The sequence below is a fragment of the Streptomyces sp. NPDC034099 genome, from assembly GCF_055575415.1.
Genome location: NZ_JBVISR010000002.1, coordinates 1 through 13,050, shown reverse-complemented (window position 1 = coordinate 13,050; position 13,050 = coordinate 1). Strand labels below are relative to the sequence as shown.

General features: G+C 71.4%; 13 protein-coding genes. 9 read left to right on the top strand and 4 right to left on the bottom strand.

Translation table 11 applies throughout. The features are described 5' to 3' along the window. The first annotated feature begins 673 nt into the window (after window positions 1-673). The 5 genes from ACZ56V_RS05215 to ACZ56V_RS05195 all read left to right on the top strand — a co-directional run bounded on the left by ACZ56V_RS05215 (window position 674) and on the right by ACZ56V_RS05195 (window position 5,061). Window positions 674-1,591 carry a restriction endonuclease gene (locus tag ACZ56V_RS05215; protein WP_398914047.1) on the top strand — a complete coding sequence of 306 codons (918 nt, stop codon included), beginning with the start codon at window positions 674-676 and terminating at the stop codon, window positions 1,589-1,591. Window positions 1,592-1,688: 97 nt separating this feature from the next. Then, window positions 1,689-2,018 carry a plasmid mobilization protein gene (locus ACZ56V_RS05210; RefSeq protein WP_398914045.1) on the top strand — a complete coding sequence of 110 codons (330 nt, stop codon included), beginning with the start codon at window positions 1,689-1,691 and terminating at the stop codon, window positions 2,016-2,018. Further along, entirely contained in the window at window positions 2,015-2,500 is a 486-nt protein-coding gene (locus tag ACZ56V_RS05205) for a hypothetical protein (RefSeq protein WP_398914043.1), read from the top strand. The genes ACZ56V_RS05210 and ACZ56V_RS05205 overlap by 4 nt, the downstream gene beginning before the upstream one ends. Before the next feature lie 511 nt (window positions 2,501-3,011). Then, window positions 3,012-4,013, top strand: coding sequence for a glycoside hydrolase family 11 protein (locus ACZ56V_RS05200; RefSeq protein WP_468939427.1), 1,002 nt, complete (start codon window positions 3,012-3,014; stop codon window positions 4,011-4,013). Window positions 4,014-4,059: 46 nt separating this feature from the next. Further along, window positions 4,060-5,061: a polysaccharide deacetylase family protein gene (locus ACZ56V_RS05195; RefSeq protein WP_468939425.1), complete on the top strand. Its 1,002-nt coding sequence runs from the start codon at window positions 4,060-4,062 to the stop codon at window positions 5,059-5,061. A 69-nt stretch (window positions 5,062-5,130) separates the two neighbouring features. Here ACZ56V_RS05195 and ACZ56V_RS05190 read toward each other — a convergent pair whose 3' ends face one another. Both ACZ56V_RS05190 and ACZ56V_RS05185 read right to left on the bottom strand, forming a co-directional pair. Beyond that, complete coding sequence (locus ACZ56V_RS05190) at window positions 5,131-5,472, bottom strand: MazG-like family protein (protein ID WP_356362147.1); 342 nt, start codon at window positions 5,470-5,472, stop codon at window positions 5,131-5,133. Between the two features lie 30 nt (window positions 5,473-5,502). Then, window positions 5,503-6,045 (bottom strand): DoxX family protein, encoded by a 543-nt coding sequence (locus ACZ56V_RS05185; RefSeq protein WP_356362305.1) that lies wholly within the window; start codon window positions 6,043-6,045, stop codon window positions 5,503-5,505. 152 nt (window positions 6,046-6,197) lie between these two features. Between ACZ56V_RS05185 and ACZ56V_RS05180 the strand changes: the two genes are divergently transcribed. After that, window positions 6,198-6,524, top strand: a complete 327-nt coding sequence (locus ACZ56V_RS05180; RefSeq protein WP_356362149.1) for a nuclear transport factor 2 family protein — start codon at window positions 6,198-6,200, stop codon at window positions 6,522-6,524. Between the two features lie 217 nt (window positions 6,525-6,741). On the opposite strand, the gene ACZ56V_RS05175 is transcribed toward ACZ56V_RS05180, so the two are convergent. Continuing rightward, a complete protein-coding gene (locus ACZ56V_RS05175; protein WP_398914037.1) occupies window positions 6,742-7,533 on the bottom strand; it encodes an SDR family oxidoreductase in 792 nt (263 codons plus the stop codon). A 132-nt stretch (window positions 7,534-7,665) separates the two neighbouring features. Here ACZ56V_RS05175 and ACZ56V_RS05170 point away from each other — a divergent pair, with 132 nt between their 5' ends. After that, on the top strand, window positions 7,666-9,336 hold the full coding sequence (locus ACZ56V_RS05170; protein ID WP_398914035.1) for an alkaline phosphatase D family protein: 1,671 nt from the start codon (window positions 7,666-7,668) through the stop codon (window positions 9,334-9,336). Here ACZ56V_RS05170 and ACZ56V_RS05165 read toward each other — a convergent pair. After that, window positions 9,323-10,381, bottom strand: coding sequence for a Gfo/Idh/MocA family protein (locus tag ACZ56V_RS05165; RefSeq protein WP_398914033.1), 1,059 nt, complete (start codon window positions 10,379-10,381; stop codon window positions 9,323-9,325). The two genes, ACZ56V_RS05170 and ACZ56V_RS05165, sit on opposite strands and share 14 nt — an antisense overlap. A gap of 140 nt (window positions 10,382-10,521) precedes the next feature. Here ACZ56V_RS05165 and ACZ56V_RS05160 point away from each other — a divergent pair, with 140 nt between their 5' ends. Both ACZ56V_RS05160 and ACZ56V_RS05155 read left to right on the top strand, forming a co-directional pair. After that, window positions 10,522-11,817 (top strand): multidrug effflux MFS transporter, encoded by a 1,296-nt coding sequence (locus ACZ56V_RS05160; RefSeq protein WP_468939419.1) that lies wholly within the window; start codon window positions 10,522-10,524, stop codon window positions 11,815-11,817. Next, a complete protein-coding gene (locus ACZ56V_RS05155) occupies window positions 11,769-12,941 on the top strand; it encodes a serine hydrolase domain-containing protein (protein ID WP_468939416.1) in 1,173 nt (390 codons plus the stop codon). Before ACZ56V_RS05160 ends, ACZ56V_RS05155 begins: the two co-directional genes overlap by 49 nt. The last annotated feature ends 109 nt before the right edge of the window (window positions 12,942-13,050 follow it).

Sequence of the window (13,050 nt, the reverse complement as noted above, 5' to 3'; positions counted from 1 at the left end):
TGTGGTGTGGCACTGTGGGGTCGTCTCGCAAGGACGTGGACGCCACTCAGGCCCGCTAAAACCACGGGTGGTGTCCGGAACCGACCTCCAATCGGTGCCAAGCGAAGCCTCCAGGATTGCCGTCCTGGAGGCCTTCGTATGTTTGGCCCCGCATCAGAGGCAGGCGTCCCCATCGCGGCTCGACCGAGAACGACTCGGAGGGCCGCCAGAGGAGTCCTCACCGGTTCGACACCGTCCTGACCTCGGCTGATTCGGGGCCAAGCAGATGGCGATTGCCTCTGGCTGGCTCCGAGCAGCTCGGGTCGAACCCGGGTCGAATCAGAGCGGTTTCCTCTGACTGCCTCCGATCGCCTCTGCAACCCGTCCTAGCAGGTCACAACCGATACGGCTCGCAAAAGCGCAGGTCACAAGGGTGCTCAGGAATACCCGGCGTACAGCCCGACTCGTCTGCCGCCCTCTGCGGCTTTGCCCGCCAGAGCGGCATGCGGTGGTGACAGCCGCTCCGTCGTCCCTCACACTGTCGGCTTTGCGCCGCTTCCCGCTCCTGCGGTCACCCGGCCCCGCATACCATGGGGCGGTTCGGCGCCGGTCTGCCATTCCTCTGCCGGGTGTGCGTGCCGCTCTGCCGCGCACGGTGACCTGCCGAGCCGGGAGCCATTGCAAGAGGGGGAACGTGGCCGAGACACCGCCAAGGGCTGTGACGCCGAAGCCGATGCAGATCTCGTCGTGGCAGCAGGCCGAACTCAACGCGGCCCGCTGGATGCGCCACTGGGGCTATGGCGATGCCACCTCGCGCCCCGGAGGCCCGGACTCCGGCATCGATGTCCGCGCCACCGGCGCGCTGGGACAGGTGAAATACCAGGCCGCCCAGGTCGGACGTCCGGAACTGCAACGCTTTGTGGGAGCACGCCCCTACGGATCCGACGCACAGCTGATCTTTTTCACCGGCAGCGATTACACGTCCACCGCCGCGGCCTACGCCCAGGAGTGGAACATCGCGCTCTTCAGGTATCACCTGGACGGCGCGATGACACCGGTCAACGACGCGGCACGCCGCATCCACCGCCTCTCCGTACCCAGGGTGCCCACACCGGCCCGGGATCCCGAGCCGGCCGGCGCCCAGACGTTCTGGCAGCGGAACTGGCGTGTGATCGCCGGTGTTTTGCTCCTCATGGCACCGCTGGGCTCGATCGGAGACGAGAAGACCTACACCGGGCCGCTCGCCCTGGACGTCCTGAAGTTCATCGGCATCCTCCTCGTGTGCTGGTCGCTCGGCGCGTTCCTGATAGCCGCGCGGTTCGGTGTCCGCCTCTCCCTCCGGATCCGGCCCCTGCACGTCGCCGTCGTGTCCCGGGCGGGAACGGACCCGGCGACAAGGGCGGGCGGGACCCGTGTGCCGCGCCCGGCGCACGACCGCGTGACAGCCGCCTCCACAAGCCGGCTGGACGGCTTGGTGGCCGAGGCGGCAGGTCTGCTCCGTACCGGTAGCAAGCAGCACCACGTCGACAAGATCCTCAGAGACCGCGGCGTCGGATTTCTGGATCGGGGCCGCATCCTCAACGAAGCCAAGAAACTCAACAAACGGCCCTGAGGATCGGACTCACTCCGTTACGGCGGTGCCGCGAGACGCGATGAAGGCGCCGTTCGTGCCGCTGGCCTCCCTGTCATACGCGTATTACGATGAATTAGTGGCGAAAACGCGGATCAGCATCAGCCTCGACCAGGATCAGGCCGAACGCATCAGGCAGCACGCGGAGCGGGCCGGCATGGACGTCTCGGCGTACCTGGTGCACGCCGCGACGCGCCAGATGGCCGAGAGCGACGCCATAGAGGAGCAGTTCGCCGAGGTGGACGCGCTCATCGCCCGGGCGGAGCAGGCGGCCGACGGGCTGTCGGCAGAGTCCAGCGTGGAACCGGTCGCGGAATTGACGGAGCAGGAGCGCCGCGAGGTCGAGGAGGCCCTCGGGCTCGCCCACGGCCGGGACCGGCACGCCCGCCGCCCGGGAAACGCCGCGTGAGCGCACGGGTCCCGGTCTACGACACCGGCATGCTCATCGCCCTCGCCGACCGCAAGGCGAAAGCGGTGGCCCTCCACGAGGGACTGCGGACGCTCCCGCACCGCGCCCTGGTACTCGGTCCGGTCCTCGCCCAGGTATGGCGTCCGCAACCGGCGCTGGTGCACGCCCTGTCCGGGGTGTTGAAGGACTGCACCGTCCCCCAGGCCCGGACGTCCGAGCCGCCCGTGCGAGAGACGAAGACAGGCCGTCCGGAATGCCTGGCCTGCGCGACGGGCCCGGATCTCGCGGACTGGCGCCGCATCGGCACCGCGCTGGGCAGTGCGACCCTGCCGGCGAAGAAGCGGCCGGACGCGGTGGACGCCTGGGTGGCCCTGGCCGCGGCCCGGCACGGCAGCGCGGTGGTCTTCACGACCGATCCGGGGGACTTGCAGGCGTACCTGGAGGTTCTGGCGCCAGTGGATGTGCATGTGGTCGGGGTCTGACGAGCGGGAGTCGCGCTGCGGTATGAAATCTGGGGCGCGCACATTCGGTGTGAGGGAGCTCGACTCCTGCGCGGAGCCCTACGCTCCGTCGCCGGTCGCCGGGGCGGAGATGCCCGGGCCGGTGCCGGAAGCAGCACGCAGGGCGGCCTGACGGGGGCCCCTGACACCCCTGGCCACTCGCCGGGTATGGCTTCACGAGCGCCAACCTCCGTTGTGGGGAACGGTGCTCTGCCTCTACCGAGGATGTGAGTCCGGGGCGGGGCTGTCCAGGGAGCGGGTTCGTCGAAATTTTCGGTGGTGTGCCCCTTTCTTTCCGGTGGGCCTGGTGAAGGGGTTCTGCTTGTGGCGCGCAGTCCTGGGATGAGTGCGGATTGATCTGCGTATTCGGTATGCCAGAGTCGCTGCCAGGCGCGTCGAAGGTTTCGAAATATTTACCGAAACTGTTGACGCTTGATGGGTGCAGGTCAACACTGTCGCCGATGTCCGAACCCGCAGGAGAGGAACACCCCCCATGAACCTGCCCGTCCCGCCGAGGCGTCGCAGACGAAGTCCCGTCACCCTGCTCATCAGGAGCGCGTGGGCCGTCGCCCTCGCCGCCCTCGCCGCGCTGATGCTGCCGGGCACCGCCCAGGCCGACACGGTCGTCACGACCAACCAGGAGGGCACCAACAACGGCTACTACTACTCGTTCTGGACCGACAGCCAGGGCACCGTCTCCATGAACATGGGCTCCGGCGGCCAGTACAGCACCTCGTGGCGCAACACCGGCAACTTCGTCGCGGGCAAGGGCTGGAGCAACGGCGGGCGCAGGACCGTGCAGTACTCGGGCAGCTTCAACCCGTCCGGCAACGCGTACCTGGCGCTCTACGGGTGGACGTCGAACCCGCTCGTCGAGTACTACATCGTCGACAACTGGGGCACCTACCGGCCCACGGGCGAGTTCAAGGGCACCGTCACCACCGACGGCGGTACGTACGACATCTACAAGACGACGCGCTACAACGCCCCCTCCGTCGAGGGCACCCGCACCTTCGACCAGTACTGGAGCGTCAGGCAGTCGAAGCGGACCGGAGGCACCATCACCACCGGCAACCACTTCGACGCGTGGGCGCGGGCCGGGATGCCGCTCGGCAACTTCAGCTACTACATGATCATGGCCACCGAGGGCTACCAGAGCAGTGGCAGCTCCAACATCAACGTCGGGGGGACCGGCGGCGGTGGCGGGGGAGGCGGCGGAGGAGGCGGGGGTGCCTGCACCGCGACGCTGTCCGCCGGGCAGAAGTGGAGCGACCGGTACAACCTCAACGTCTCCGTCAGCGGCGCCAGTGACTGGACGGTGACGATGAACGTGCCGTCCCCGGCGAAGGTCCTGTCGACCTGGAACGTCAACGCCAGTTATCCCAGTGCGCAGACGCTGACCGCGAAGTCGAACGGGAGCGGCGGCAACTGGGGGGCCACCATCCAGGCCAACGGCAACTGGTCCTGGCCGAGCGTGTCCTGCAGCGCGGGCTGACCCACCCCACCAGCGAAGAGGAGGAACCATTCGTATGCGTACTCGTATGCGTACCAGACCACGCGCGTCCTCGCGCCCCCTGCGCACCCTGGCCACCGGCATCGCCGTCACCGCGCTCGCCGCCGCGGGCACCGTCGTGGCCGGCGCCGCCCCGGCCCAGGCCGCGGCCTGCAACGGCTACGTCGGGCTCACCTTCGACGACGGCCCCTCCGGCACCACCCAGTCCCTGCTCAACGCGCTCAGGCAGAACGGGCTGCGGGCCACCATGTTCAACCAGGGGCAGTACGCCGCCCAGAACCCGTCCCTGGTCCGGGCCCAGGTCGACGCCGGTATGTGGGTCGCCAACCACAGCTACACCCACCCGCACATGACCCAGCTCAGCCAGGCCCAGATGGACTCGGAGATCTCCCGGACCCAGCAGGCGATCGCGGGCGCGGGGGGCGGGACGCCCAAGCTGTTCCGGCCGCCTTACGGCGAGACCAACGCGACGCTCCGGTCGGTCGAGGCCAAGTACGGGCTGACCGAGGTGATCTGGGACGTCGACTCCCAGGACTGGAACAACGCCAGTACCGACGCGATCGTGCAGGCCGTCTCACGCCTCGGCAACGGTCAGGTCATCCTCATGCACGACTGGCCCGCCAACACGCTCGCGGCCATTCCGCGCATCGCGCAGACCCTGGCGGGCAAGGGACTGTGCTCCGGCATGATCTCGCCGCAGACCGGCCGCGCGGTCGCCCCCGACGGCAGCGGCGGCGAGGGAGGCGGCGGCGGGGGCGGCGGGGGTGCCTGTACCGCGGCGCTGTCCGCCGGGCAGCGGTGGGGCGACCGGTACAACCTCAACGTCTCGGTGAGCGGTGCCGCCGACTGGACGGTGACGATGAACGTGCCGTCCCCGGCGAAGGTCCTGTCGACCTGGAACGTCAACGCGAGCTACCCCAGTGCGCAGACGCTGACCGCGAAGTCGAACGGGAGCGGCGGCAACTGGGGGGCCACCATCCAGGCCAACGGCAACTGGACCTGGCCGACCGTGTCCTGCACCGCGGGCTGAGCGGGCTGCGACCGGCCCGCACCCGTGACCGACTCCCACGGGTGCGGGCCTTCCGGCGGCCTCGTCCCCTCACCCGCCCGGCGAGCGTGCCGCCACCCGCGCCAGGTGCCGGCCGAAGACCTCCCGGGCCTCGGGTGTCAGGGTCCGCAGGGCCACCATCGCCGTGATCACGACGTCGCACAGCTCCGCCTCCACGTCGTCCCAGGTGTGGGTGACGCCCTTCCTCGGATTCTGGCCGGTCGCGCCGATCACCGCCTCGGCGACCTCGCCGACCTCCTCCGACAGCTTCAGCATGCGCAGCAGCAGGCCCTCCCTGCCGCCGACGGGCTGGTCCGCCTCCAGCCACTTCCACAGGTTCTCGACGGTGTTCCAGAGGTCGTCGGCCCGCGCGCCGTCCGTCGTGTCGCTCATGGGGAGCAGCGTGCCCCGTTCCCGCGGGCGTCAGTCGAAGAGTGCTTCCTGCCGCCCCTCGGCGGCCCTGCGCAGCCGCCTGTTCCGCGCCCCCACGACCACCGTCGTGGCCGCCGCCGTCACCGCGAGGGCGGCCGGGACCATCCAGTTCCGGTTGACCGCGTGGCCGAGGGCGTGGTCGAGGGAGAGGCGGCCGGGTCCCGAGACGGCGAGGCCCGCGGCGGTCAGGCCGAGGGAGACCGCGTACTCGTAGCCGCCGGCCTGGGCGAAGAAGCCGTTCGGGGCGTGCACCGCCGCGGCGCCCGCCATCGCGCCGGCCGCGGCCGCACCCGCGGCCGGAGTGGCCAGGCCCAGCGCCAGCAGCGTCCCGCCGCCCGCCTCGGCGAGTCCCGCCGCGGTGGCGCTGGCCCGGCCCGGTGCGTAGCCCATGGCCTCCATGGCCCGGCCGGTCTCCCCGAGGCCGGCGCCGCCGAACCAGCCGAGCAGCTTCTGCGCACCGTGCGCGGCCAGGACGCCGCCGGTACCCAGGCGGAGTAGCAGCAGCCCCAGATCACGCCGGTCACAGCACTTCACGTCGACTCCTCGCGGACGGTGGCGGCTCATCTGTCCACCGTCGCCCGTCGGCGGCGTCCGGGCCCGTCACCGGGCGCCGTTCGGGTGGCGGCGGGTGGGTGAAGGGCGGCGGCCCGGTGGCGGGGGCGCGGGGCCGGTGTGACGCTGCGGCCATGACGATTCAGACCACGCGACTCAGCGACCCGGCCGTCCGCGCCTTCGTCGCCGCCGTCAACGCCCACGACCGCGAGGCCTTCCTCGCGCTGCTCGCGCCGGACGCCACCATGGCCGACGACGGGGACGACCGGAACCTCGACCAGTGGATCGACCAGGAGATCTTCTCCTCCAACGGTCACCTGGAGGTCGACCGGGAGACGAACGGCGGTCGCGCCCTCATCGCCCGCTACCGCAACGACACCTGGGGCGAGATGCGGACCCGGTGGGACTTCACCGTGGACGAGGACGGGCGGATCGCCCGCTTCGAGACCGGACAGGCGTAACCGGGAAAACGGTGCGACAGCCGTTCCGTCCACCGGAGTGCCGGTGGACGGAACGGCTGCCGCCTCCCCCCTCGGTATGGTCCGTGGAGCGTTGCGGAAGGGCCTTGCGGAAGCCCAACGCCTCAAGTGTGAAGTTCCGGTGAAGGAGATTTGAGCATACGTTCTCCACCGGCCGCAATACCGCGGATGTTGAAATTCCGAATGTGTGTGAATCAGCTCAGCCGCGCCCCACGTACGGCATCGCCGTCGCCATGACCGTCGCGAACTGCACGTTGGCCTCCAGGGGCAGTTGGGCCATGTGCCGCACCGTGCGCGCGACGTCGGCGACGTCCATCACGGGCTCGGGTGCCGTCTCCCCGTTGGCCTGGAGCGCGCCGGTCTGCATGCCGGCCGTCATGTCGGTCGCCGCGTTGCCGATGTCGATCTGGCCGACCGCGATGCCGTAGCGGCGGCCGTCCAGCGACAGCGACTTGGTCAGACCGGTCAGCGCGTGCTTGGTCGCCGTGTACGCCACCGAGTGCGGACGCGGCGTGTGCGCCGAGATCGAGCCGTTGTTGATGATCCGGCCGCCCTGCGGGTCCTGCTCCTTCATCTGCCGGTACGCCGCCTGCGCGCACAAAAACGCCCCGTTGAGGTTGGTGTCCACCACGTGCCGCCAGGCCTCGTAGGGCAGTTCCTCGACCGGCACTCCGCCGGGGCCGAACGTCCCGGCGTTGTTGAACAGCAGGTCCAGCCGCCCGAACCGGTCGCGCACGGCGTCGAACAGGGCCGCCACGTCCTCGGGGCGCGACACGTCGGCGCGGACGGCGAGGGCCGTGCCGCCGCCCGTCGGCGCCGCCGCGGCCGTCTCCGCCAGCGGCTCGGGGCGGCGGCCGGCCAGGGCCACCGACCAGCCGGCGGTGAGCAGCTCGACGGCGACCGCCCGGCCGATGCCGGATCCGGCGCCCGTGACGACGGCGACCTTCGGTGCGCCGGTGCTTTCCTCGTCGCTGGTTCTCACGGTGTTCATGAGTCGGCAGCGTACGGGTCGCGGAACATGCGGAACTCATCCGTCCGACATGCGATCGCCATGTCCGCGCCAAGCTCGGGTCGTTCCCGGCCCTTCGAATTCCCCTTGCAACCACCGCAAGGGGAGGAACGGATGACACCCGCGAACCACCAGGCCCCGACCCCGGTCCCGGCCCAGTCGCAGTCCCCGCACGCGCCCGAACTCCGCGCCGCCGCCCGCAGCCTGGGCCGCCGCCGCTTCCTGACCGTCACCGGCGCCGCCGCCGCGCTCGCCTTCTCCGTGAACCTGCCGGCCGCCGGCACCGCGAGCGCCGCCGAGCTGGACGCCGCGCAGCTGACCGCCGACCCCTTCACGCTCGGCGTCGCCTCGGGCGACCCCCAGCCCGGCTCCGTGCTGCTGTGGACGCGCCTGGCCCCGGTCCCGTACCAGGCCGACAGCGGACTGCCCGCCAAACGCGTCGAGGTGAGCTGGGAGCTGGCCCTGGACGAACGCTTCCGCCGCGTCGTCAGAAGGGGCCGGGCCACCGCCCACCCCGAGTTCCACCACACCGTGCACGTCGAGGTCGACCACCTCGCCCCCGGCCACGTCTACTACTACCGCTTCCGCGCCGGCCGGTACGTCAGCCCGGCCGGCCGCACCCGCACCGCGCCCGCCCAGCACAGCCGGGTCTCCGGCCTCACCTTCGGCCTCGTCTCCTGCCAGAAGTACGACGAGGGGTACTACACCGCCTACAAGCACCTGGCCCAGGAGGACGTGGACGTCGTCTTCCACCTCGGCGACTACCTCTACGAGTACGCCGTCAAGGCCACCGGCGGCTCCCGCGCCTACCCCGCGGGCACCCTGCCCGCCCACTTCAACCACGAGACGGTGACGCTGGAGGACTACCGCCTGCGGTACGCCCTCTACAAGTCGGACCCCGACCTGCGGGCCGCGCACGCCGCGCACCCGTTCGTCGTCACCTGGGACGACCACGAGACCGAGAACAACTACGCCGACGAGACGCCGGAGAACAGCGTCCCGCCGGAGGAGTTCCTCATCCGCCGGGCCGCCGCCTACCGCGCCTACTGGGAGAACATGCCGCTGCGCCGGCCCCAGCTGCCCGACGGCCCCGACCTGAAGCTCTACCGCCGCCTGCACTGGGGGCGCCTGGCCCAGTTCGACGTGCTCGACACCCGGCAGTACCGCTCCAACCAGGCGTACGGCGACGGCTGGCAGTTCCCCGGGCCCGAGTCCGAGGACCCGAGCCGCACGCTCACCGGCGACGCCCAGGAGCGCTGGCTGATCAACGGCTGGCACCGGTCGAACGCCCTGTGGAACGTGGTGCCCCAGCAGGTCACCTTCGCCCAGCGCCACAACATGACCACCACGCCGTCCAAGGTCTCCATGGACTCCTGGGACGGCTACCCGGCCTCCCGCGAGCGGGTCCTGGCCGGCGCGCAGGCCGCCGGGATCGAGAACCTCATGATCCTCACCGGCGACGTGCACGTCTCCTACGGCTTCGACATCAAGCGCGACTTCGACGACCCGGACTCCCGGACCCTGGGCACCGAGATCGTCACCACCTCGATCACCAGCGGCGGCGACGGCTCGGCGAAGCCGTCCAACTGGGACACCCTCATGACCGCCAACCCGCACCTGAAGTTCTTCAACGGGCAGCGCGGCTACGCGACGGTGGCACTCGGCCGCGAGTCGGCGCGCGCCGACTTCAAGACGGTGTCCCACGTCACCACCGAGGGCGCGCCGCTCACCACCGCCGGGTCCTTCGTGACGGAGGCGGGGGAGCCGGGGCTCAAGCCGGCGTGACGACCGGCTCCGCCGCTTCTCCCTTTTCGCCCCGTACGCCCGGTTCGCCCTGTTCTCCCGGGTAGCGGACGCCGACGCGGTCCCGGATCGCGTCGAGCGTCCGCATCACGGCCAGCGTGCCGTCGAGGGGGACCAGCGGCGACTCGGTCTCCCCGGCGCGCAGGGCCCGCATCACCTCCTCTGCCTCGTGCCGCAGGCTCTCCCGGGGCCCGTCGGCCGGGTCGGCGCGGAACTCCTGCGGGTCCCGGCCGGTGCGGTGCAGCACGAAGTGGTCCGGGAAGAAGAAGCCGTTCGGGACGTCGATGCGGCCCTCGGAGCCGGTGACCGACGCGGAGTTGGGCGTACCGCCGGTGATGGAGCAGTGCACCGAGGCGAGAGCGCCGCTCTCGTAGGAGAGCAGTGCGCCCGTCTGGAGATCGACGCCCTCCTCGGAGAGCACCGCTCGCGCCGCGACGTCCGAGGGCTCACCGAGCAGCAGCTGCGCGAACGACACCGGGTACACCCCCAGGTCCAGCAGCGCGCCGCCGCCCTGCGCGGGATCGCGGAGCCGGTGCGCGGGCGGGAAGGGACCCGCGAGGCCGAAGTCCGCCTGGAGGCTGCGGACCTCGCCGATCGCACCGTCGCCGACCAGCGCCTTCAGGCGCCGCACCAGCGGGTTGCAGTACATCCACATCGCTTCCATGAGGAAGACGTTCTTCTCCCGGGCGAGCGCGACCAGTTCCGCCGCCTCCCGCGCGTTCAGCGTGAACGGCTTCTCGCACAGCACGTTCCGGCCCGCCTCCAGGCACAGGCCGGCCGCGGTCCGGTGCGCCGAGTGCGGGGTCGCGACGTACACCACGTCGACGTCCTCGTCCCGCGCCAGCGCCTCCCAGGCGCCGTACGCCCGCGGTATCCCGAACCGTTCGGCGAACGCCTTCGCCGACGCCTCGGTCCGCGAGGCCACCGCCACGACCTCCGCGTCCGGCAGATCGACCAGATCCGCCGTGAACCGCGCCGCCATCCCGCCGGTCGCGAGAATCCCCCAGCGCACCTTCTGTCCGGTCACCGCTGACACCCTGCCCCACCCTCGCTCAGGTTCGTTCGTCGTTCGTTCGTCGTGCGTGCGTCGTTCGAGTTTGTTCGTTCGAGTCCGTACGAGCTGAGAGCATAGGTGGCGGATCTGTAGAAGAGGGAGGGGCACATCACATGCCCGAGCGCGGGCCGTCGACGCACATGCCGCAAACATCTCAGTCGTCATCCATACCGCAGACACTGCCCGCCGCCCGGCGCATAGGTCTGCTCGTCACCCTCATCCTCGGCAGCCTGACCGCCACGCCGCCGCTGGCGATGGACATGTACCTCCCCGCGCTCCCGGAGGTCACCCGGTCCCTGAGCGCACCGGCCGCGACCGTCCAGCTCACGCTCACCGCCTGCCTGGCCGGCATGGCCCTCGGGCAGATCGTGGTCGGCCCGATGAGCGACAAGTGGGGGCGCAGGCGTCCCCTGCTGGCCGGTCTGGCCGTCTACGTCGTCGCCACCGCGCTGTGCGCCGTCGCGCCGAACGTGGAACTCCTCGTCGCCTTCCGGCTGGTCCAGGGGCTCGCGGGCGCCGCCGGGATCGTCATCGCCCGAGCCGTCGTACGCGACCTGTACGACGGTGTGGCCATGGCCCGCTTCTTCTCCACCCTCATGCTGATCTCCGGTGTCGCGCCGGTCGTCGCGCCGCTCATCGGCGGGCAGATCCTGCGCGTGACGGACTGGCGGGGCGTGTTCGTCGTCCTCGTGGTGGTCGGGGTGGTGCTGGGCGTCGTCGTGTGGGCCAGGCTGCCGGAGACGCTGCCCGTCGAGGAGCGGCACGCGGGCGGTGTCGGCGACACCCTGCGCGCGATGCGCGGCCTGCTCGCCGACCGGGCCTTCACCGGGTACATGCTCGTCGGCGGCTTCGCCTTCGCCTCGCTGTTCGCCTACGTCGCGGCGTCGCCGTTCGTCATGCAGGAGATCTACGGGGCCTCCGCGCAGACGTTCAGCCTGCTGTTCGGCCTCAACTCGATCGGCCTCGTGGTGGTCGGGCAGATCAACGGCAAGATCCTCGTCGGGCGGGTCAGGCTGGACCGGGTGCTCGGCCTCGGCCTCGTCGTCGTGATCGCCGCCGCGACCGTGCTGCTGCTGATGTCCCTGGGCGTCTTCGGCGAGGTCGGGCTCGGGCCGGTCGCCGCCGTGCTGTTCGTGCTGATGTCGGCGATGGGCATCAGCCTGCCCAACACGCAGGCACTCGCGCTGATGCGGGTCAAGAAGTCCGCCGGTTCCGCCTCCGCGCTGCTCGGCACGTCCTCCTTCCTCATCGGCGCGGTGGCCTCGCCGCTGGTCGGGATCGCGGGGGAGGACACCGCCGTACCGATGGCCGTGGTCCAGCTGGCGGCGGCGGTGGTGGCGCTCGGGTTCCTCGTCACCCTGTGCCGGACCCCGGCCGGGCAGGGAGCAGGCAAGGGGGAGGACAGCTGAGCGCTCCGAGACTGCGCGGCGACACCCCGGAGCGGGCCGGACTCGACCCCGGGCAGCTCCGTCGTGTCGTCGGCCAGGTGCACGGCCTCACCGCCGGCGAACGCCCCTGGGCGGCGGGCGCGGTCGTGGCCGTCGGACGCGGGCCCGTGCTCGCCGTCGAGGAGGCGGCGGGCTGGGCCGTGCGCTACGCCTCCCACGACCCGCGCACGGACACGGGCGTGGAGCTGCCGGCGGGCTCGCGGGTGCCGGTGACCGTGGACACGCCGTTCGACCTCGCCTCGCTGACGAAGCTGTTCACGGCGGTCGCCGCCGTGCAGCAGCTCGAGCGGGGCACGCTCGGCATCGACGCGGAGGTCGGCGCCTACCTGCCGGACTTCCGCGCCGCGGCCCGGCACCACGTCACCGTACGGCAACTGCTCACCCATACCTCCGGGCTGCGGCCCGAACTCCCGCTGTACGACTGTGCCGACGGCGAGGAACGGTTGCGGCGGCTGCGGGCGGAGCCGCCGGTGGGGGTGCCGGGCACGTACTGCTACTCGGACCTGAACATGCTGCTCCTGCAGCAGGTGCTGGAGCGGATCACCGGGCGGGGTCTGGACGTCCTGGTCCGGGACGGGATCACCCGGCCGCTGGGCATGACGGCGACGCGCTTCGGACCGTGTCCGGACGCCGCGGCCACGGAGGACCAGCGGCGGCCGTGGGCCAAGGTGGACCGGGGGATGCTGCGCGGGGTCGTCCACGACGAGAACGCGTGGGCGCTGGGCGGGGTGGCCGGGCACGCGGGGCTGTTCTCGACGGGGCGGGACCTCGCGGTCTTCTGCCGGACGCTGCTCGCGGGCGGCTCCCACGGGCCGGCGCGGATCCTCGGGCCGGACTTCGTGGAGCTGCTGCTGGCCGAACCGGGGCTGGGCTTCGCCCTGGACCAGCCGTGGTTCATGGGCGAGCTGGCGGGGCGCGGGGCGGCGGGGCACACCGGGTTCACGGGGACGATGCTGGTCCTCGACCGGGCGACGGACACCTTCGCGGTCCTCCTCGCCAACACGGTCCACCCACGCCGCCGGCCCCCGGACAACCGGCCACGCGCGGCGCTGTGCACACGGGTGGCGCGGGCGGTGCGGGTCTGACCGTCCGGGCGGGATGCCTGCGGCGCCTGTGCGGGTTCGGTGGGGGTGCGCGTAGCGCCTTGGGTTCGGTGGGTGGGTCGGGGCCGCGCCGGGGGGTGTCCGTCCTCGG

Bases quoted from the DNA above. Each gene is read 5' to 3' on its own strand.
- ACZ56V_RS05160 (WP_468939419.1), top strand. From the start codon at position 10,522: ATGCCCGAGCGCGGGCCGTCGACGCACATGCCGCAAACATCTCAGTCG.
- ACZ56V_RS05175 (WP_398914037.1), bottom strand. From the start codon at position 7,533: ATGAACACCGTGAGAACCAGCGACGAGGAAAGCACCGGCGCACCGAAG.
- ACZ56V_RS05180 (WP_356362149.1), top strand. From the start codon at position 6,198: ATGACGATTCAGACCACGCGACTCAGCGACCCGGCCGTCCGCGCCTTC.
- ACZ56V_RS05195 (WP_468939425.1), top strand. From the start codon at position 4,060: ATGCGTACCAGACCACGCGCGTCCTCGCGCCCCCTGCGCACCCTGGCC.
- ACZ56V_RS05170 (WP_398914035.1), top strand. From the start codon at position 7,666: ATGACACCCGCGAACCACCAGGCCCCGACCCCGGTCCCGGCCCAGTCG.
- ACZ56V_RS05190 (WP_356362147.1), bottom strand. From the start codon at position 5,472: ATGAGCGACACGACGGACGGCGCGCGGGCCGACGACCTCTGGAACACC.
- ACZ56V_RS05200 (WP_468939427.1), top strand. From the start codon at position 3,012: ATGAACCTGCCCGTCCCGCCGAGGCGTCGCAGACGAAGTCCCGTCACC.